Origin of the sequence: Mangrovimonas sp. CR14, from assembly GCF_011764015.1 — a bacterium.
GTDB lineage: Bacteria > Bacteroidota > Bacteroidia > Flavobacteriales > Flavobacteriaceae > Mangrovimonas > Mangrovimonas futianensis.
On sequence record NZ_JAAFZY010000003.1, the window covers coordinates 496,088 to 514,950 of the forward strand.

19 protein-coding genes and 1 other RNA gene are annotated in these 18,863 nt (G+C 35.9%); 16 read left to right on the forward strand and 4 right to left on the reverse strand.

Going from position 1 to position 18,863, the window contains the following annotated elements:
• The first annotated feature begins 7 nt into the window (after positions 1–7).
• The 14 genes from GZ212_RS08200 to GZ212_RS08265 all read left to right on the forward strand — a co-directional run bounded on the left by GZ212_RS08200 (position 8) and on the right by GZ212_RS08265 (position 12,647).
• Positions 8–1,315, forward strand: coding sequence for an AarF/ABC1/UbiB kinase family protein (locus GZ212_RS08200; protein WP_166958870.1), 1,308 nt, complete (start codon positions 8–10; stop codon positions 1,313–1,315).
• Positions 1,312–2,733, forward strand: a complete 1,422-nt coding sequence (locus tag GZ212_RS08205; RefSeq protein WP_166958872.1) for an SDR family oxidoreductase — start codon at positions 1,312–1,314, stop codon at positions 2,731–2,733. Before GZ212_RS08200 ends, GZ212_RS08205 begins: the two co-directional genes overlap by 4 nt.
• Positions 2,730–2,873: a DUF2256 domain-containing protein gene (locus tag GZ212_RS08210; protein ID WP_082316576.1), complete on the forward strand. Its 144-nt coding sequence runs from the start codon at positions 2,730–2,732 to the stop codon at positions 2,871–2,873. Before GZ212_RS08205 ends, GZ212_RS08210 begins: the two co-directional genes overlap by 4 nt.
• Positions 2,840–4,150 carry a DASH family cryptochrome gene (locus GZ212_RS08215; RefSeq protein WP_166958874.1) on the forward strand — a complete coding sequence of 437 codons (1,311 nt, stop codon included), beginning with the start codon at positions 2,840–2,842 and terminating at the stop codon, positions 4,148–4,150. The genes GZ212_RS08210 and GZ212_RS08215 overlap by 34 nt, the downstream gene beginning before the upstream one ends.
• Positions 4,151–5,686 carry a cryptochrome/photolyase family protein gene (locus GZ212_RS08220; protein ID WP_166958876.1) on the forward strand — a complete coding sequence of 512 codons (1,536 nt, stop codon included), beginning with the start codon at positions 4,151–4,153 and terminating at the stop codon, positions 5,684–5,686.
• A gap of 76 nt (positions 5,687–5,762) precedes the next feature.
• Positions 5,763–6,194, forward strand: a complete 432-nt coding sequence (locus GZ212_RS08225; RefSeq protein WP_166958878.1) for a hypothetical protein — start codon at positions 5,763–5,765, stop codon at positions 6,192–6,194.
• Positions 6,191–6,883, forward strand: a complete 693-nt coding sequence (gene folE / locus GZ212_RS08230; protein ID WP_166958880.1) for a GTP cyclohydrolase I FolE — start codon at positions 6,191–6,193, stop codon at positions 6,881–6,883. Before GZ212_RS08225 ends, folE begins: the two co-directional genes overlap by 4 nt.
• Positions 6,884–6,971: 88 nt before the next feature.
• Entirely contained in the window at positions 6,972–7,910 is a 939-nt protein-coding gene (locus GZ212_RS08235) for a mechanosensitive ion channel family protein (protein ID WP_166958882.1), read from the forward strand.
• Positions 7,911–8,026: 116 nt separating this feature from the next.
• Positions 8,027–8,539, forward strand: coding sequence for a glutathione peroxidase (locus GZ212_RS08240; protein WP_206080418.1), 513 nt, complete (start codon positions 8,027–8,029; stop codon positions 8,537–8,539).
• Positions 8,536–9,000: a TspO/MBR family protein gene (locus GZ212_RS08245; protein WP_166958886.1), complete on the forward strand. Its 465-nt coding sequence runs from the start codon at positions 8,536–8,538 to the stop codon at positions 8,998–9,000. Before GZ212_RS08240 ends, GZ212_RS08245 begins: the two co-directional genes overlap by 4 nt.
• A gap of 2 nt (positions 9,001–9,002) precedes the next feature.
• Positions 9,003–9,473: an SRPBCC family protein gene (locus tag GZ212_RS08250; RefSeq protein WP_166958888.1), complete on the forward strand. Its 471-nt coding sequence runs from the start codon at positions 9,003–9,005 to the stop codon at positions 9,471–9,473.
• Positions 9,470–10,771 carry a deoxyribodipyrimidine photo-lyase gene (locus GZ212_RS08255; protein ID WP_166958890.1) on the forward strand — a complete coding sequence of 434 codons (1,302 nt, stop codon included), beginning with the start codon at positions 9,470–9,472 and terminating at the stop codon, positions 10,769–10,771. The genes GZ212_RS08250 and GZ212_RS08255 overlap by 4 nt, the downstream gene beginning before the upstream one ends.
• Positions 10,772–10,930: 159 nt before the next feature.
• Positions 10,931–11,833, forward strand: coding sequence for an alpha/beta fold hydrolase (locus GZ212_RS08260; protein WP_240923787.1), 903 nt, complete (start codon positions 10,931–10,933; stop codon positions 11,831–11,833).
• 268 nt (positions 11,834–12,101) lie between these two features.
• Positions 12,102–12,647, forward strand: a complete 546-nt coding sequence (locus tag GZ212_RS08265) for a hypothetical protein (RefSeq protein ID WP_166958894.1) — start codon at positions 12,102–12,104, stop codon at positions 12,645–12,647.
• 53 nt (positions 12,648–12,700) lie between these two features.
• Here GZ212_RS08265 and fahA read toward each other — a convergent pair whose 3' ends face one another.
• Positions 12,701–13,993 carry a fumarylacetoacetase gene (fahA, locus tag GZ212_RS08270; RefSeq protein ID WP_166958896.1) on the reverse strand — a complete coding sequence of 431 codons (1,293 nt, stop codon included), beginning with the start codon at positions 13,991–13,993 and terminating at the stop codon, positions 12,701–12,703.
• Between the two features lie 199 nt (positions 13,994–14,192).
• Here fahA and glyA point away from each other — a divergent pair, with 199 nt between their 5' ends.
• Positions 14,193–15,467, forward strand: a complete 1,275-nt coding sequence (glyA, locus tag GZ212_RS08275; RefSeq protein WP_053971931.1) for a serine hydroxymethyltransferase — start codon at positions 14,193–14,195, stop codon at positions 15,465–15,467.
• Between the two features lie 80 nt (positions 15,468–15,547).
• On the opposite strand, the gene GZ212_RS08280 is transcribed toward glyA, so the two are convergent.
• The 3 genes from GZ212_RS08280 to GZ212_RS08290 all read right to left on the reverse strand — a co-directional run bounded on the left by GZ212_RS08280 (position 15,548) and on the right by GZ212_RS08290 (position 18,590).
• Positions 15,548–17,101, reverse strand: coding sequence for a hypothetical protein (locus GZ212_RS08280; protein WP_166958898.1), 1,554 nt, complete (start codon positions 17,099–17,101; stop codon positions 15,548–15,550).
• A 62-nt stretch (positions 17,102–17,163) separates the two neighbouring features.
• Entirely contained in the window at positions 17,164–17,553 is a 390-nt protein-coding gene (locus tag GZ212_RS08285) for a thioesterase family protein (protein WP_166958900.1), read from the reverse strand.
• A gap of 8 nt (positions 17,554–17,561) precedes the next feature.
• The gene (locus tag GZ212_RS08290) at positions 17,562–18,590 is read right to left on the reverse strand and encodes a glutaminyl-peptide cyclotransferase (RefSeq protein WP_206080411.1); all 1,029 of its coding nucleotides are present in this window, start codon (positions 18,588–18,590) and stop codon (positions 17,562–17,564) included.
• A 94-nt stretch (positions 18,591–18,684) separates the two neighbouring features.
• Between GZ212_RS08290 and ffs the strand changes: the two genes are divergently transcribed.
• An RNA gene (ffs, locus tag GZ212_RS08295) (signal recognition particle sRNA small type) lies at positions 18,685–18,783 on the forward strand.
• Positions 18,784–18,863: the final 80 nt, after the last annotated feature.

Consider the following 18,863-nt stretch of genomic DNA (forward strand, 5'->3'; position numbering starts at 1 on the left):
GCACCATATGAAAACCATAGATCATATCCCTACCAGTAAAATACAACGAGCCGGAAAGCTTGTTACTACGGGCGCTAAAGTAGGTGTCAACTATCTCAAATACTATGGAGATAAAATCACAAAGACCGAAGAAGAAGCCAGAGAGAATTTAGATAAAAATAATGCCGAGGACATCTATGATAGTTTAAAGCAATTGAAAGGAAGTGCTTTAAAAGTAGCCCAAATGCTTAGTATGGAGAAGAACATCTTACCAAGAGCTTATGTGGAGCAATTTTCATTGGCTCAGTTTTCAGTTCCGCCCCTTTCCGCTCCTTTGGTAAACAAAACGTTTAAGTCCTATTTTGGAAAATCGCCAGAAGATTTATTTGACTCCTTCAATCCCAATTCTGTCAATGCAGCCAGTATTGGCCAAGTGCATGAAGCCGAAAAAGATGGGAAAAAATTAGCTGTGAAAATTCAATACCCTGGAGTCGCAGAAAGCATATCTTCTGACTTGGCTATGGTTAAACCCATAGCGATTAAAATGTTTAACATCAAAGGGAAAGACTCTGACAAGTATTTTAAGGAAGTAGAAAATAAGCTTATTGAAGAAACCAATTACGAATTGGAATTACGCCAAAGTAGAGAAATGGCCGAGGCTTGCATGCACATTCCACATTTAAAATTCCCCAATTATTACGAAGAATTGTCATCCAATCGCATCATAACGATGGATTACATGCATGGTGAGCATCTCTCAGATTTTGTAAAACACAATCAAAATCAAGAATTATCAAACCAATTGGGGCAAGCCCTGTGGGATTTTTACATGTATCAAATTCATGTATTAAAAAAGGTACATGCCGATCCGCATCCAGGAAACTTTTTGGTTTCAATTGAAGGAGATTTAGTCGTTTTAGATTTTGGATGTATTAAAACCATTCCTGAAGACTTTTATGTTCCTTATTTTGAATTGGCTGAACCACACAATTTAAACAATCCTGAGTTTTTTAAGGATAAACTTTATGAATTGGAGATTTTAAAACCTGAAGACGGGCCAAAAGAGATAGAATTTTTCAGTCAAATGTTTTATGAAATGCTCAGTCTGTTTACCCAACCTATTCAAGAGGAAACCTTTGATTTTTCTAATGCCGATTTCTTTAATCAAATAGCAGCCTTAGGTGAGAAATATGCCAAAAACACCCAGATAAGAAAAATGAATGGCAACAGAGGTTCAGAGCATTTCATTTATATAAATCGAACGTTTTTTGGCCTTTACAACCTGATGTTTGATTTAAAATCCCAGAATGTAAAAATCAAGACGTTTTTTAAATGAAAGTACTGGTCACGGGGGCAACCGGGTATATTGGTAAGCGACTCATTCCTATTTTGATTAATGAGGGACACCATGTGGTTTGCGCTGTTCGTGACCGTTTGCGAGCAGATGAAACTTTGGATGAAGAATACGTCAGTTTTGTAGAAGTTGATTTCCTAAAAAAAGAGACCTTACAGAATATTCCTGAAGATATTGATGCTGCCTACTATCTGATTCATTCCATGTCAAATTCTTCCAAAGATTTTGAAAAAATGGAAATGACTTGTGCCGAAAATTTTAAATCACGAGTAGAAAAAACCCAGTGCCAGCAAGTTATTTATTTAAGTGGAATTACCAATGAGGAAAAGCTTTCAAAACATCTTAGATCAAGAAAGCAAGTTGAAGACATTCTCAAATCAGGCACTTTTGCTACTACTATTTTCAAAGCAGGAATTATCGTTGGTTCTGGTAGTTCTTCCTTTGAAATCATAAGAGATTTAGTAGAAAAACTTCCCGTGATGATTGCTCCCAAGTGGCTTCACACTAAAACACAACCGCTGGCAGTAAGAGATGTTATGTCGTATCTGTCAAAAGCTTTGGGCAATGAAAAACTTTACAATCATTCTTATGATATTTTCGGTCCAGAAATTCTGACTTATAAAAACATGTTGCTACAGTTTGCCGAGGTAAGGGAATTGAATCGTCATATTTGGACCGTTCCAGTCATGACTCCAAAGCTTTCCTCCTACTGGCTTTATTTTGTAACCTCTACTTCATACAAATTAGCGACTTCTTTGGTCGATAGTATGAGTGTTCAAATAATTGGTAAACCCAGTCAAATAAATGAACTTCTTGATATTCATCCCATTTCCTATAAAGAAGCTGTGTCATTGGCCTTTGAGAAAATAGAACAAAACACCATTGTTTCAAGTTGGAAAGATTCCATGGTAAGCAGCGGTCGATTGAAGAAGAATCTTTATAAATACATCAATGTTCCTAAATATGGTTGTTTTAAAGATTATAAAGAGGCACAGGTCACCAATACCGACAAAACCATCGATAAAATTTGGGCCATCGGCGGAAACCAAGGTTGGTATTATGGTAATTTTTTATGGAAGATTAGAGGGTATCTAGACAAATTAGTTGGCGGCATAGGTTTACGACGTGGCAGAACGAATCCTTACAACTTGCATGCAGGAGATGCTCTGGATTTTTGGCGCGTCATTTATGCAGACAGAACCAAACAAAAGCTTCTACTTTATGCAGAAATGAAACTTCCCGGTGAAGCCTGGTTGGAATTCAAAATTGAAGAAAACCTCTTAAAACAAACAGCAACCTTTAGACCTAGAGGCATAGCCGGACGGCTATATTGGTATGCAGTACTTCCCTTTCATGGTTATATTTTTAACGGTATGATAAGAAGGCTTGTAGCAACATGAAAAAACAACACCTTCCAGAAAAAATATGCCCTATTTGCAATCGCCCATTCACTTGGAGAAAAAAATGGGAACACCACTGGAACGATGTAATCTATTGTAGTGAAAAATGCAGAAGAAACAAAAATCGAAATACGGCCTAGTTTGGTTTACCAATAATTTAAGAATTCATGATAACGCTTCTTTAAAGCAAGCTTGTGAAAATCACCAAAACGTTATTGCCGTTTATTGCTTTGACCCCAGACACTACAGAAACACGGCATTCGGATTTCAAAAAACTGGCAAGTTTCGAGCAAAATTTCTTTTAGAAACTGTTACAGATTTAAAGAAAAACCTAGCAACTTTGGGTATTACACTTTTGGTTTATCATAAAAAACCAGAAACGATTATTCCTGATTTGATCAAAGAATTTTCGATATCAGACATGTATTATCAAAATGAATGGACTTCAGAAGAGCAAGCAGTTATAAATGAATTAAAAAGAAACATACCCCATTCAGTCATATTCCATACCTTCTACAGTCAGTTCCTATTTCATCCCGAAGACCTGCCATTTGAGGTTGAATCCGTCCCGCGAGTTTTTACAGATTTTAGAAAACGGATAGAAAAAACGGCATCTATTCGCCCCCTGATAGAAACCAAAAACGAGAGCTGTACAATTATTAAAAAGGACACGCCAATACCCACCCTATGGGAATTGGGTTTTGAAGATTTTGAACAACATTCGCTTACTGCCTTTCCATTTCAAGGTGGAGAGACTTCGGCATTAAACAGACTTGATCAATATTTATTTCAAAACGAAACAATAAAAACCTATAAAAAAACGAGAAATAGGCTATTGGGAGTTGATTATAGTTCGAAATTTTCACCATGGTTGGCAAATGGTTCTATAAGCGCAAAAATGATCTATTGGAATGTGAAAAAGTTTGAAAAGTTACATAACAAAAATGATTCCACCTATTGGTTAATTTTCGAACTCATCTGGAGAGACTTTTTCAAATATGTCTCTTTAAAATATGGTAATTCTATATTTCGCATCCATGGAATTCTTCAACAAGACTATGTTTGGAAACAAGATTGGGATTTAATCAATGAGTGGATTCATGGTAAGACTCCAGAAGCTTTTGTAAATGCCAATATGTTAGAAATAAAACAAACTGGCTGGATGAGTAATCGTGGAAGGCAAAATGTAGCGTCTTACTTTGCCAAAACCTTGAATTTAGATTGGCGTATTGGGGCGTCTTACTTTGAATCCTTGTTACTTGATTATGACGTCCACAGCAATTATGGCAACTGGATGTACCTATCAGGTGTAGGCAACGATCCAAGAAACCGCGAATTCAATGTCAAGCTTCAAGCCGAACGATACGACCCTCAGGAAACCTACCAAAATCTCTGGTTAGAACGAACTCCAATATAAATGAAAACTCTCAAACTACTTTTAGGAGATCAACTCAATATCAAACACTCCTGGTTTAAAGAAGTTGACCAAGAGGTGACTTATTGCCTATTTGAAATGAGGCAAGAAACAGACTATGTGGTCCATCATATTCAAAAAGTGATTGGCTTTTTTGCGGCCATGAGACAGTTTTGTGAAGCGCTCCAATCTCAAGGTCATCATGTGATTTATTATAAAATAAATGACAAGTATAACCATCAAAAGCTGGATGAAAACTTAGGAGCACTTATCCAAAAGCATGGTTTTAGTAAATTTGAATACCAGCTTCCTGATGAACACCGCTTAGATAAGCAATTACAATCTATTTGTAAATCCCTCGCCATTCCTTCTGAAACCGTTTCTAGCGAACATTTCTATACAGACAGAAATGAACTTCAAGAATTCTTTAAAGGAAAAAAGCAATATCTCATGGAAACATTTTATAGATACATGAGAAAGAAACACCAGATTCTTATTGTAGGAGACAATCAACCCGAAGGCGGAAAATGGAATTATGACAAATCCAACCGAAAATCATGGAATGACAATCCAAAAGTGCCGCATTACAAATATTTTAAAAATGATGTGGATGTCGTCCTTAAAGACATAGAAAAGGCCAAAATAAAAACCATAGGTGCCTTTTCTACCCAAACATTTTTATATCCCATTACAAGAAAACAAGCCTTAAATCAGTTAAAATATTTTTGTGAAGAGCTCCTTCAATATTTTGGAGACTATCAAGATGCCATGAATACTGAAGAAGTTAATTTATTCCACAGTAGACTATCCTTTGCACTGAATTTAAAATTGATTTCTCCTAAAAATGTCATTGATACCGTTTTGAATTACTACCGAAAGCATGGAAAAAACATAGATATATCCCAAATAGAAGGCTTCATCAGACAGATTTTAGGATGGCGAGAGTATATGCGTGGAATGTATTGGGCCATGATGCCAAAATTTAAGGACGAAAATCACTTAAATAACACCAACAAGCTAGCAACCTTCTTTTGGGATGGTGATACCAAAATGAACTGTCTCAAAAACACCATTCAGAATTCATTAGATCACGCCTATGCCCACCACATTCAACGCTTAATGATTACTGGAAACTATGCTTTACTTACCCAAACTCATCCTGATGAAGTGGATGCTTGGTACCTAGGTATATATGCAGATGCCATAGAATGGGTGCAACTACCCAATACAAGGGGTATGAGTCAATTTGCAGAAGGAGGAAACATTGCTACGAAACCTTATGTGTCATCGGGATCTTACATACAAAAAATGAGTAATTATTGCACAGGTTGCCATTATGATTACAAGAAAAAAACAGAAGAAAATGCTTGCCCCTTTAATAGTCTTTACTGGAATTTTTTAGATGACAAAAGAAAGCAATTACAGGATAACCAAAGAATGAAAATGATGTATATCATCTTGGACAAAATGGACAAGAAACAAGTAGAAACCATTAAAAAAAGAGCCTCAGACATCATCAAAAATCAAGCGGATTACTAAATGTCTTGTTAATTTTGTTTAATCTTTTATTTTTTTAGTTAAACAATTTGTATCTTTGGTTATAAACTTGAATTAATTGATCCTAAACACCACATATTTTGAGAAGGAACACAAGTCTCTAATTGAAGATATTGTGGGCAAATCATTTTCATTATGGCAATCCATCAAAATGAGAGGCATTGGTTCAAAAAGAATGATTATTCAAAAGGTCAGTCCTAATATGCAACAATATTCAAACAAGGTTTCTGATATCAATTATGCTAATATCGAACTAAGACCACATGGTATTGTTATCTATATCAACAAAGGATTAAAAAATTTCACTTGGGTCATCCCCTACTATCAGTTGCACATTTATAAAACTAAATTTATGAGTATTCATGCTCAAGGAAAATTTATTCAGTTCAGCAACAATAAAACCTTTAAAGAAAATAAAGGGTTTCTAAAAAAAATGATGGCTGCCAAAATAGCCTATGACAAACAACATAACTTTATAAACTTGGTATGAGCACAAAAACACAGTTAAAGAAAAATGGTCATAATCTAAATGGATTTAATTCGGAAGATATTGGGAATGATCATTTGTTCACTTCTTTAGATACCCCAATGAAACCTAACGCTTTCAAACTTTCAGACCAAGAGAAGAAAGAAAAAATAAGCATTCTTTTTGAAGAAATCATGGATGTATTGGGACTTGATCTTAATGATGATTCTTTGAAAGGCACTCCCGAAAGAGTAGCAAAAATGTATGTTGACGAGATTTTTTGTGGTTTAAATCCTAAGAACAAGCCTTCCGTTGCCCTTTTTGAAAACAAATATCAATACAACCAAATGCTGGTTGAGAAAAACATTAGTTTTTACTCCAATTGCGAACACCATTTTGTTCCCATTATTGGTAAGGCTCATGTGGCATATATTTCCTCTGGTAAAGTAATTGGGTTATCAAAATTAAACCGTATAGTTCAGTACTATGCCAAACGACCACAAGTTCAAGAACGACTCACCATGCAAATTGCCAATGAGCTCAAAGCGGTTTTAGAAACCGAAGATGTGGCTGTGATTATTGATGCGAAACATTTATGTGTTTCTTCTAGAGGCGTGAAAGATGACACCTCATCTACGGTTACAACTTTTTTCGGTGGTCAGTTTAATTCACCTCATAAAATATCTGAATTACAAAATTATATCCAGCAATAATTGTCAAATTATCAATAACGTTTTAAAACTTAGTTAAACCCTTTCAATCCTTTTGCATATTAATTATCTTAAGACAAAAGATAAATCTATGACTTTTATAAAACGTTACATTGCTCCGGTTTTTATTCTGTTGACAGCTTTCTTTCTTCCAAAATTAGTGCTTCCATACGTTAATGATTTGGAAAAAGCCAAATTGGTTATTGAAAAAGTAAGCTCTATCATGATCATTCTAGCGATCACTTGGGCCATCATAGTCACGATAAAAGTTGCAAAAAAGAAGTACTTAACAAAGTATGATATTTCCAGTGAAAACAACCTAAGAGCCCGAAAGTTATATACGCAATTTAATGTTCTCGAAAGAGTTATCATTTTCATCATTTTAATCATAGCTATTGGTTTGAGTTTAATGTTGTTTGATAGCGTGAGGAAATTTGGAGTTAGCGTTTTTGCCTCGGCAGGTATTGCAGGAATAATTGTGGGTTTTGCGGCTCAAAAAGCTATTGCCACTATATTGGCGGGAATGCAAATTGCCATTTCCCAGCCTATTCGTTTGGATGATGTTTTGGTTGTGGAAGGTGAATGGGGTTGGGTTGAAGAAATCACACTTACGTTTGTCGTTGTAAGAATTTGGGATAAACGGAGATTGGTTTTACCCACCACCTATTTTATTGAAAAACCCTTTCAAAATTGGACACGTACCACCTCAGAAATTCTTGGTACCGTCTTTATATACACCGATTATAATGTAGATTTTGATGCTTTGAGAGAGGAACTCACAAGACTTTTGGAATCCACAGAATTATGGGACAAACAGGTAAATGTGCTTCAGGTAACCGATTCAAAAGAGCGTACTGTAGAAATCAGGGCTTTAATGAGTGCAAGAAATTCACCTCAAGCCTGGGATTTAAGAGTTTTTGTAAGAGAAGGATTGATTAAATTCATTCAAAAAAATTATCCCGAAAGTTTACCAAAAACAAGAGTTTCTGTTATGAATGAATTTGATGAAAAAACTCAAATAAAAGAATAAATTAATCTTAAAAAGATGGTTAAACAATGAATTTAGGATTAAATTTATAAGAAGTAAAAATCTAAAACAGTATTAAACAACGAATGAAATATCTCACTTTAATTATCGCATTTACTATGTTTTTTAATTGTAAAACAAAAGCTCAAAATGAGCCAAAAGAGTCCATTTATGATATCGCAATAAATAGCCTTTCTGGAGACCCTATCGATTTGGGTCAATTTAAAGGCAAGAAAATACTATTTGTAAATACGGCATCCGAATGTGGTTTTACACCACAGTATGCTGAACTTGAAGAGCTGCATAAAAAATACCAAGACAAATTGGTCATCATTGGTCTGCCTTGTAATCAATTTGGAGGTCAAGAACCTGGAAGCGCTTCAGAAATTCAAAGCTTTTGCCAAAAAAATTATGGTGTAGACTTTTTAATGACAGAAAAAATTGATGTTAAAGGCGAAAATCAGCATCCTTTATACAAATGGCTCACAGACAAAGATATAAATGGTGTAAAAAGCTCCTCTGTCAAATGGAACTTTCAAAAATATATGGTTGATGAGAATGGCCATTTTGTTGATGTTTGGTACTCCATTACCAAGCCAATGAGCAGTAAAATAACCAAATATGTAGAATGAAAATTTTAAAACTCATCTTATTATTTCTCTTGATCAACTTTGCTAGTCTTGCCTTAGGAAGTTGGTTAATGGATAATGGTCCGCAATCCTTGTGGTACATGGATCTCAACAAAGCACCTTGGACCCCCGCTGGTTGGGTTTTCGGTTTTGCTTGGACCTTAATAATGATTTGTTTTTCAATCTATCTGGCATTTTTATTCAAAGATCATGACTCTTGGCCGTTGCGAGGAATTTTTATCTTCCAGGTCATTTTCAATGTCAGTTGGAACTATGTGTTTTTTAACCAACATTTGATCTTTTGGGGACTGGTAGTTATTTCCATTCTATTTTTAATTATCACCTATCTCTTTTTCAAATTCAGAATTGAAAACATGAGAAAAGCCCGTTTCCTATTAATGCCCTATTTATTGTGGCTCATTGTAGCCATTTCTTTGAACGCCTATATCTTTTTGGAAAATTAAAAATGGCTTTATACCAATTACATAAATTTCAGAAATTACCTATTTCTATAGAAGAAGCTTGGGATTTTTTATCCAATCCAAGGAATTTAAAAGTGATTACACCCGATTATATGGGGTTTCATATTCTTTCAGGAGCCGACAAAGACATGTACCCCGGACAGATCATCCAATACATTGTAACGCCCGTTATGGGCATAAAAACCAAATGGGTTACCGAAATCACCCATGTTAAAGATTACGAATATTTTGTTGATGAACAACGGTTTGGCCCTTATGCACTTTGGCATCACAAACATTTCATAAAACCCATTCCTGGTGGAGTTGAAATGGAAGACTTGATTGATTATAAAATTCCTTTTGGAATCTTTGGCCAATGGACCCATCCCATTATGGTACGTCCAAAATTGGAAGAAATTTTTGAATACCGAAAAAACAAACTTGTCGAACTTTTTGGAGCATACAAACAACCATGAAAGAACCCATCAACTTATTTTGGTTTAGAAGAGATTTAAGGCTTGATGACAATGTGGGATTCTATCATGCCCTAAAAAGTGAGCTTCCTGTCTTACCCATTTTCATTTTTGACACGCAGATTCTTGAAGGTTTGCCTAAGGATGATGCGCGAGTTACCTTCATTTTTGAAACGCTTCAGAAACTTAGAAAGGAATTGCAAAAGGAACATGACAGTTCCATTGCCATATTCCAGGGTACCCCAGAGGACATTTTTGAAGACCTTATTGCATCATATGAAATAAGTGTCGTTTTCACCAATCATGATTATGAGCCTTATGCCAAAGAACGGGATGATGCCATCAAAAACTTACTTTCTCAAAAGGACATCCAGTTTAAAACATTTAAAGACCAAGTCATTTTTGAAAAAGACGAAGTGGTGAAAGATAACGGCGATCCCTATGTGGTTTATACCCCTTATATGAAGACGTGGAAGGCCAAATTTAAAACCACTGATTTAAATATTTATTACACCAATTCCTATTTGGATAATCTGGTAAAAAATACACGGTTGCCTAATTTGGATTTAAAAGATTTGGGATTTGAAAAATCTTCACAAACTATTGAAGATTATGATGTCACCCCTACTCTAATTCATGACTATAAAGACACCAGAAATTTTCCTGCTGTTGATGGTACATCTAGGTTGGGTCCCCACTTACGTTTTGGAACGGTAAGTATTCGGAAAATGGTTAAAAAAGCCATTGCAGACAAAAACGAAACCTTTTGGCAGGAACTAATCTGGAGGGAATTTTTCATGCAGATTTTATGGCACTTTCCACATACGGTTCACGAAAGTTTTAAGTCAAAATATGACCGAATCAAATGGCGTAATAACGAAGAGGAATTTAATGCTTGGTGCGCCGGAAAAACGGGATATCCTTTAGTGGATGCCGGGATGCGCCAACTGAATGAAACAGGATACATGCACAACCGGGTGCGCATGGTGGTTGGCAGCTTTTTGTGCAAACATCTTTTAATAGACTGGCGTTGGGGCGAAGCCTATTTTGCAGAAAAACTGCATGATTATGAGATGGCAAGCAATGTGGGCAACTGGCAATGGGTGGCTGGTTCTGGTGTGGATGCTGCTCCATATTTTAGGATTTTTAATCCTACCACACAAATTGAAAAATTTGACAAAGACCACAAGTATATCAAAAAATGGGTCCCCGAATACCAAGAACTAAGCTACCGCCAGATTGTAGACCACAAAGAAGCTAGAGAGCGATGTTTAAAAACTTATAAAGCGGCTTTGGATTAGTTTCTTTAGGAAATCACTTAATTCAAATCCACCATATCGATAAAATAACCAACTCCTTCATTAAACATTTAAACAAAAAACAGTACACAACAAGATACAACCATGTATAAAATCTCCCCTATAAGATTGTTTTTCTGGTTTGCTCCAATCCTGCTATTTATGAATTGTACCAACAAATATGCGGAGTACAAAAAAGAGCCAGAATATATTTCAAAGCCAACTGCTTTAAATGAAGCTTACTTTAAAGCGTATGACGAAACCTTAAAGTTATGGCAGGTCTCTTTTGAGGAATTGTATATCCCAACCACTTATGGTACGGCACATGTGATAGTCAGTGGGCCTAAAAATGCAGAACCCTTGGTGTTACTGCATGGAATGAATGCGAGTTCCACCATGTGGTATCCAAATATAGAATCTCTTAGTAAAAACCATCGGGTGTTTGCTATAGATTTTATTTTAGAACCCGGAAAATCAAACTTAGAAAGGGATATTGAAAGTGTAGAAAATGTCACCGATTGGTATGAGGAAGTAATAGCTACTTTAGAATTGGACAGTTATCATTTAATCGGTGCTTCTCGAGGTGGCTGGTTGGCTGTTACCATCGCCTTAAACAAAGACAACAAAGTTAAAAGTTTAATATTATTAAGTCCGGCGCAAACATTTACATGGATTAGACCCAGTATGGATTTATTTAAAAATTTGGTATCCTTATTTTCTTCCGAAGAAAAGCAAATTGAACAAACTATAGAAAGCATGTCCACCAAGGTAGCTCAAATTAGTGACGTCTATTTAAAGCAGTACAAATTAGGTTTAGAAAAAGAATCTGAAAACAAGTTTATAACGAGTATGCAACCTTTTTCAAATGACGAATTAAAATCATTACCAATGCCCGTATTAGTGCTAATAGGTGACGACGATGTGATTAACGGAGAAAGAACTGTTGAAATCGCCCAAATGCTACCTAATGGAACAGGTGAAGTGATTCAAAATGCTGGACATTTTTTATCCATAGATCAGGCTGAAATCGTGAATAAAAAAATATTAGAATTTTTAAAGAATTAAGGTGATGATAATAACGTGAATCTCACATGACAGATGAATTTATAAAACTAGACGTAAGGATTTACAACTTAAGTCGGCGACATCACTTTAAGCAAACTTCAAAAAAAAAGCGTAGTTCTACGTATTTCATTTTAAAAGCAAGAACCTTAAATTAGAGTCCTGAATACTGATTATTTGTCTATTTTTCAAACCACACACTTTTCTATAAAAAACACCTTCCTTACCAAATTTTAAAATTTTAAGTTTAAATTCCCCTAAAAAAGTAATTATGAAAAGAAAACCTACCATGCTTATAGCTTACTGCCTATTGTTTTTAACCTTTATAGGCTGTAAAAAAGATGATGATGGTGATATGTCACAGAACCCCATAGACCAATTGCCTCCTCTTACGCAAACAGGTGAGAATACGTTTGGTTGTTTGTTGGATGGAAAGCCTTTCTTGCCCGGTAACGGTGGTAACCCGTTGGATTGCGTTTATCAATTTGTAAATGGAGGATATTATTTTGCGCTTCAAGCTAATAGAGAAATCGATTTAAATTTAATCAGGTTGGGGTGTAACACACAAAATCTTGAAATTAATCAAGATGGAGTGTATGTCTTAAAGGAAAATATCAGTGGTAATGCTTCAGGAAAATATTTTTTTGAAACACATTTAAATTATACTTCCAATACACATACAGGAGAATTGACCATCACTAAATTGGATTTTGATAACCATATCGTTTCAGGTACTTTTTGGTATGATGTAGAAGACCATAATGGCATAGTCCATGAAATAAGGGAAGGACGCTTTGATATGCTATTTTCGCAATAAAAAAGGTGCTCAAAATTGAGCACCTTTTCTATTATTATAAAATAAATATATTCTTATTTCTGTTTTTTCGGATTAAAAACGGGTAGCAGTTGGGTAGAGACTTCTCCAAAACCTATTCTAACACCATTTTTTTCACAATGTCCTCTCATTATCACCGTATCGTTATCATTGATAAACTTACGTTCTGAGCCATCTTCCATAGTAATCGGTTTGGTACCTCTCCAGGTTAATTCCAACATCGATCCATAAGAATCTTCGGTTGGTCCAGAAATGGTTCCGCTTCCCATCAAATCACCTGAATTCACTGGGCAACCGTTCACGGTATGATGCGCCAATTGCTGTACCATGGTCCAATACATGTATTTAAAATTGGAACGGCTTACAATGGTTTCTTTTGCCTTTTTAGGCTTGATCGCTACTTCCAATTGAATGTCATAGCTTTTCTTTCCTTTATACTGCAAATAAGGTAACTGAGGTGCAATAGGCTTAGGTCCTTCCACTCTAAAGGGTTCTAAGGCATCCAAAGTGACAATCCATGGTGACATGGACGATGCAAAGTTTTTCGCCAAGAATGGTCCTAATGGCACATATTCCCATTTTTGAATATCTCTGGCCGACCAGTCATTAAACAAGACCAAACCAAAAATATATTCTTCAGCTTCTTCAATAGGAATAGGTTCTCCTATGTCATTGGCCGATGTAGTTACAAAGGCCATTTCCAATTCAAAATCAACCAATTTGGAAGGTCCGAAAACTGGTGTATCACTACCTTCTGGCATGGTTTGTCCTTGAGGTCTGTGCACCGGAATTCCCGATGGGATGATAGACGAACTTCTACCGTGGTACCCCACTGGAATGTGCAACCAGTTTGGCATTAAAGCATTGTCTGCTCCTCTAAACATGGTCCCAACGTTGGTAGCATGCTCTTTACTCGAATAAAAATCGGTGTAATCACCCACTTGCACAGGCAATTGCATTTCAATTTCATCCAAACGGAACAACACAATCTCTTTGTGTTTTTTATTATTCTTTAAAGAATCATTTTCATCATCAAAAATCTCAGCAATTCGATTTCTAACAGCTCTCCATGTTTTTCTTCCATCCGCAATAAAATCGTTCAAACTATCTTGAAGAAAAATATCATCCGTTAATGGGATTCCATCAAAATACCCCAATTGGTGTAAAGCCCCTAAATCTATAGCGGTATCACCTATTCGGGTTCCAATAGTTATAATGTCATCACGCGTTAAAAACACCCCAAAAGGAATGTTTTGGATGGGGAAATCTGAATTCTTATCAACATGCAACCAAGATTTTCTATTAGGATTGTTGGCTGATAAAGGCATATTAAATTTATTTTTTGTTAGTTAAATGTTCGTAAACCTACATAAAATAATTGATTTTGTAGACAAATTCAATTAAAAGTAGAAACCAAGGAAAATTGTTAATTTCTCGGTTAAAAATTGAGTGAGTAAATATATGTTTTTTGGTGTATTAAACTAATGGATTTAGTATTTTTGGGGGATTTTTAACAAAAGACAAAAAATGCAACGAGACGAACAAATCTTTGAGCTTATAGAAGCTGAACACGAAAGACAATTACATGGTATAGAATTGATTGCATCAGAAAACTTTGTAAGCCCACAAGTGATGGAGGCTGCTGGTTCTGTGTTGACAAACAAATATGCCGAGGGATATCCTGGAAAACGTTACTATGGAGGCTGTGAAGTGGTAGATGAAGTTGAGCAAATCGCCATAGATCGTGCCAAAGCTTTATTTAATGCCGAATATGTAAACGTACAACCACACTCTGGAAGTCAAGCCAATACGGCAGTTTTTGCTGCTTGTTTGAAGCCAGGTGATACCATATTGGGATTTGATCTTTCTCATGGTGGACACTTGACCCATGGGTCTCCCGTAAACTTTTCGGGTAAATTATATAATCCTGTTTTCTATGGTGTAGATAAAGAAACAGGAATTATTGATTATGCCCATGTTGAAAAGGCAGCCAAAGAGCACCAACCTAAGTTGATTATTGCTGGAGCCTCTGCCTATTCTAGAGATATGGACTTTAAGAAGTTTAGAGAAATCGCTGATAGTGTAGGCGCTATTTTAATGGCTGATATTTCACATCCTGCGGGATTGATTGCAAAAGGAATTTTGAGCGATCCGCTTCCACATTGTCACATCGTTACTACAACTACGCATAAAACCTTGAGAGGTCCTCGTGGTGGTATGATTATGATGGGGAAAGATTTTGACAACCCATTTGGATTGACCTTAAAAAATGGCAGTTTGAGAAAAATGTCTTCACTTTTGGATTCAGCCGTATTCCCGGGGAATCAAGGTGGACCATTAGAACACATTATTGCTGCTAAAGCTATTGCCTTTGGTGAAGCTTTAACTGATGAGTTTTTAACCTATACACTGCAAGTAAAAAAGAATGCTGAAGCCATGGCAGCCGCTTTTGTTAAAAGAGGTTATAACATCATCTCTAATGGAACCGATAACCATATGATGTTAATCGATTTGAGAAACAAGGATATTTCAGGAAAGGATGCTGAAGAGGCTTTGGTTAAGGCAGATATTACCGTAAACAAAAACATGGTACCATTTGATGACAAATCCCCTTTCGTCACTTCTGGAATTCGTGTGGGAACACCAGCCGTAACAAGTAGAGGTTTAAAAGAAGGAGATATGGAAACCATCGTTGGTTTAATTGATGACGTTATCACGAACTATCAAGACGAAGCCAAATTAGAAGAAATCGCTTCTAAAGTCAATGACATGATGAGCGACTTACCATTGTTTGCTTCCTAATTTTAAAGAAATCATTCTATTCATAAAAAAGCCTGCTAAAACTAGCAGGCTTTTTTATTTCTAATCTTTTTATTCCTCCCTTAAAAACTAGTATGCTGATAAGCGCCAGCATCTGGAGTAACTGTTCTATTGACATTTAAAATATCGTTGGGCACCTCATTGGCAAAATCAGAATCTCCTATATTGATTGCACCAGAATTGTCCCCAATAATCATATCATTATTATACGGATCCCTAAAAACCGGATCGTCATTATATTGATTGCCTATATAATGATTGGTATCACCAAAATCATAGTTGGGTCCATCAAAAGCGTTGGTTGGGTCATCAAATCGAATCAAACAATGATTGAATCTAAAATTAAAAACCACGGCACTATCCTCTACTTCATCTAAAATAATCTCGGGATTATCATTGCCATAAATGATACAGTTGTTAAAATTGGCCTCCGTTAAATCTGCTAGATATAACGTGCCATTGCCATCTTCTTGAAAATTATTAAGTAGTACCGATGGGAATTGTCTAAAACTATTATTCCAATAATTGGCAATCGTACTATGCGTAAAACGATATTTACCACCCAAGGTTCCTGCAAAAGAGGACAGTCCGGAATAATTGATGACAACGTTCTCTCCGGTAATAGAAGTATTTCTACCTAAAATCCCATAATTACTGGAGTTATAGATTTGGGTATTGGTCAGCTTTAATTTCTCATTGATCTCATTGGGATTTCCATCACTTAAAATGGCCACTGAACCATTTTTGATGGTAGCATGATGAATTTCATTATTCACACTCCCTTCAAACAACCATATGGTTCCCCACTGCCCCGGAACATCAGAAAAAAGTGGTTCCAAACGATCTCCTTCAAATATGACTTCGTTTTCCATTAGTTCGGCATCCTCACTAAAATCTCCTTGTACTTGAAGCGATGCGCCTTCGGCCACTAAAATTCCCGAATCGGCATGAAAATGGATTCTGGCACCAGCCTCAACCAGTAAAGTTTCGTTATTAGGTACCGCAGCATAGCCATAAATAACATAGGGCTTTTCATTAGTAAATACCAATTCCTCTGGAAGCAAATACCTTCCTTGTATATCGGTCTCCACGGTTTCGCCACCAATATTTAAGGATAAGGTTTCGATGACTCCCGTAGTATTGTCGCGATCTGGATAGATAAAAACCGCATCTTTTACTAGCGTGACCAAATCTACCTTTTGAGACGTGATTCCTGTATTGAATTCAATCACATCAGTGTATAAAAATTCGTTATTGGAATTAGGTAAATTATTGATATCTATGGTCGTTTCAATAAAAATAAACATGGAATCTTTAGCTAGCATTTCCACATTTTCAAACTCCCTTCCTGCAATTCCATCCACATTTAATCGATACTCTGAATCCTGCCCCAATCCTAATCTAATGGACGGGATGGTAATGGCATTATCTGAGCGATTATAAACTTTTAAATTATAAGTGCTTGACCCAATATTGGTAAAAACGGTATCCAGATAAACGGTGTCTTTTGAAAACTCCAATCGATCTGTGTAATTATCAAATTCCAAGTCTTTTCTACATGAACTGGCCAAAAGAACAAGGACCAGAGCACTAAATGTATAAAGGAATGATTTCATTAATTAGTAGTTAAGTCTTCAAAAATATAACTTTTAAAAACAAGATTTAGTATAACAAGCGGTTAATCAAACAATTCAATAATCTCTTTTGGTATTCTATTTGGCTTTAAGGTATCTGCATTCATAAAACACCATTTGGTTTCAGATTTAGCCAACAATATCTGGGTTTCTTCATTGTAAAACTCCACGATGCGAAAGGAATAAATGCCTTCAGTTTTTCTCACATAAGTTCGCATAATAATTTTATCGTGAAGTTTAGCTTCCTTCTTATACTCGATATGGTGTGAAAGCATGACCCAAAAAAAGTGATCATTGATATTTTTGGTTGTTTCCTTTTGCCAATGTTCTTTGGCCATGTCTTGAACCCACTGCACATAACGAATGTTGTTGACATGTTGAAGTTCGTCTAAATCTTCCTCAGAAACTGTAATTATTTTCTCGAGACTGTTCAATGATAGTTTTATTTTTCTACGATTTCAACCTCAAATAATTTGTCCCATCTTTTTCCGGTCACAAATAAGGTTTTGGTTTCTGGATTATAAGCAATTCCATTAAGTACATCCAGTTTTGGGTGTTGGGTCACTTTATTATGTAAAGGTGTAAAGTCTATAACGCCTTCAACAGCGCCATTTACTGGATTGATAATGGCTACCCCATTTTTCTGCCAGCGGTTTGAATAAATCTTCCCTTCAACCCATTCCAGCTCATTAAGCTCAACCACTTTACCTTTGCTATGATATGCCTGAACATAACTTTCTTCCATAAGCGTTTCTGGATTTAGGGTCCAGATTTTTTCAGTCCCATCACTTTTATAAAGCACTTGACCATCATTGCATATCCCCCATCCCTCTTTACTTTCATTGTATTTGAAGGAACTTAATTTTTCAAAGGAATTGGCATCATAAACAAACCCGGTTCCACGCTTCCAAGTCAATTGGTAAACCTTATCATTCATGACCGTTAGACCTTCAGCGAAATATTCTTTAGGTAAATCATAATTCTGAATGACCTCTCCTGTTTTATAATCTACTTTACGCAATTTAGATTCCCCATACTGGCCGGTACTTTCATATAATTCGCCCTTGTAAAATTCCAATCCTTGGGTATATGATGTGATGTCATGTGGATATTCATTAACAATATTAAAGGTATAAACTTTAGGTGCCATATCATTCATGACCGTTATTGTCTGCTGAATGGTTTCTGGCTCACCGTCCAAGTTGACTTGTGCTACCAATTGGTGTTCTCCCAATCTGATATTACTTAAATCAACAGATGAAGACACGGGTTTTCCATCAAAAGAAAAAGTCACCTCTCCCAAATCATAGTTTTTAGGATTGTTCAAACTAAAATCCATAGTATTTCCAATAGTAAATACATGATTTTCGGAATTTGTTTTGACCGAAAGACTCTTCTTTTTCTCGGCAGAACTACTGCCACAAGAAATAGCTAGGGCACTTAAAAATATGATAGTAAGACTTTTAAACATCTCTATGTTCTTATAAATATTCAGGGCAAGTTATTTATTAAAATTCAGTTTAAAAAATTATTGTGAAACAATTAAAATATGGTATCTTTGCACCCGGCAAGTCCTACACAACCAGCTCCTGCTTAATCCTCCAGGACGGGAACGTAGCAAAGGTACGCGGTCGTAGCGGTGTGATGTAGGTAGCTTGCCTTTTTTTGTACCCCAAAGTGAAGGTTACACTACTCCAAACACTATCAATTTCTCAATTATTTACTTACTTTTGGATGCAAAATC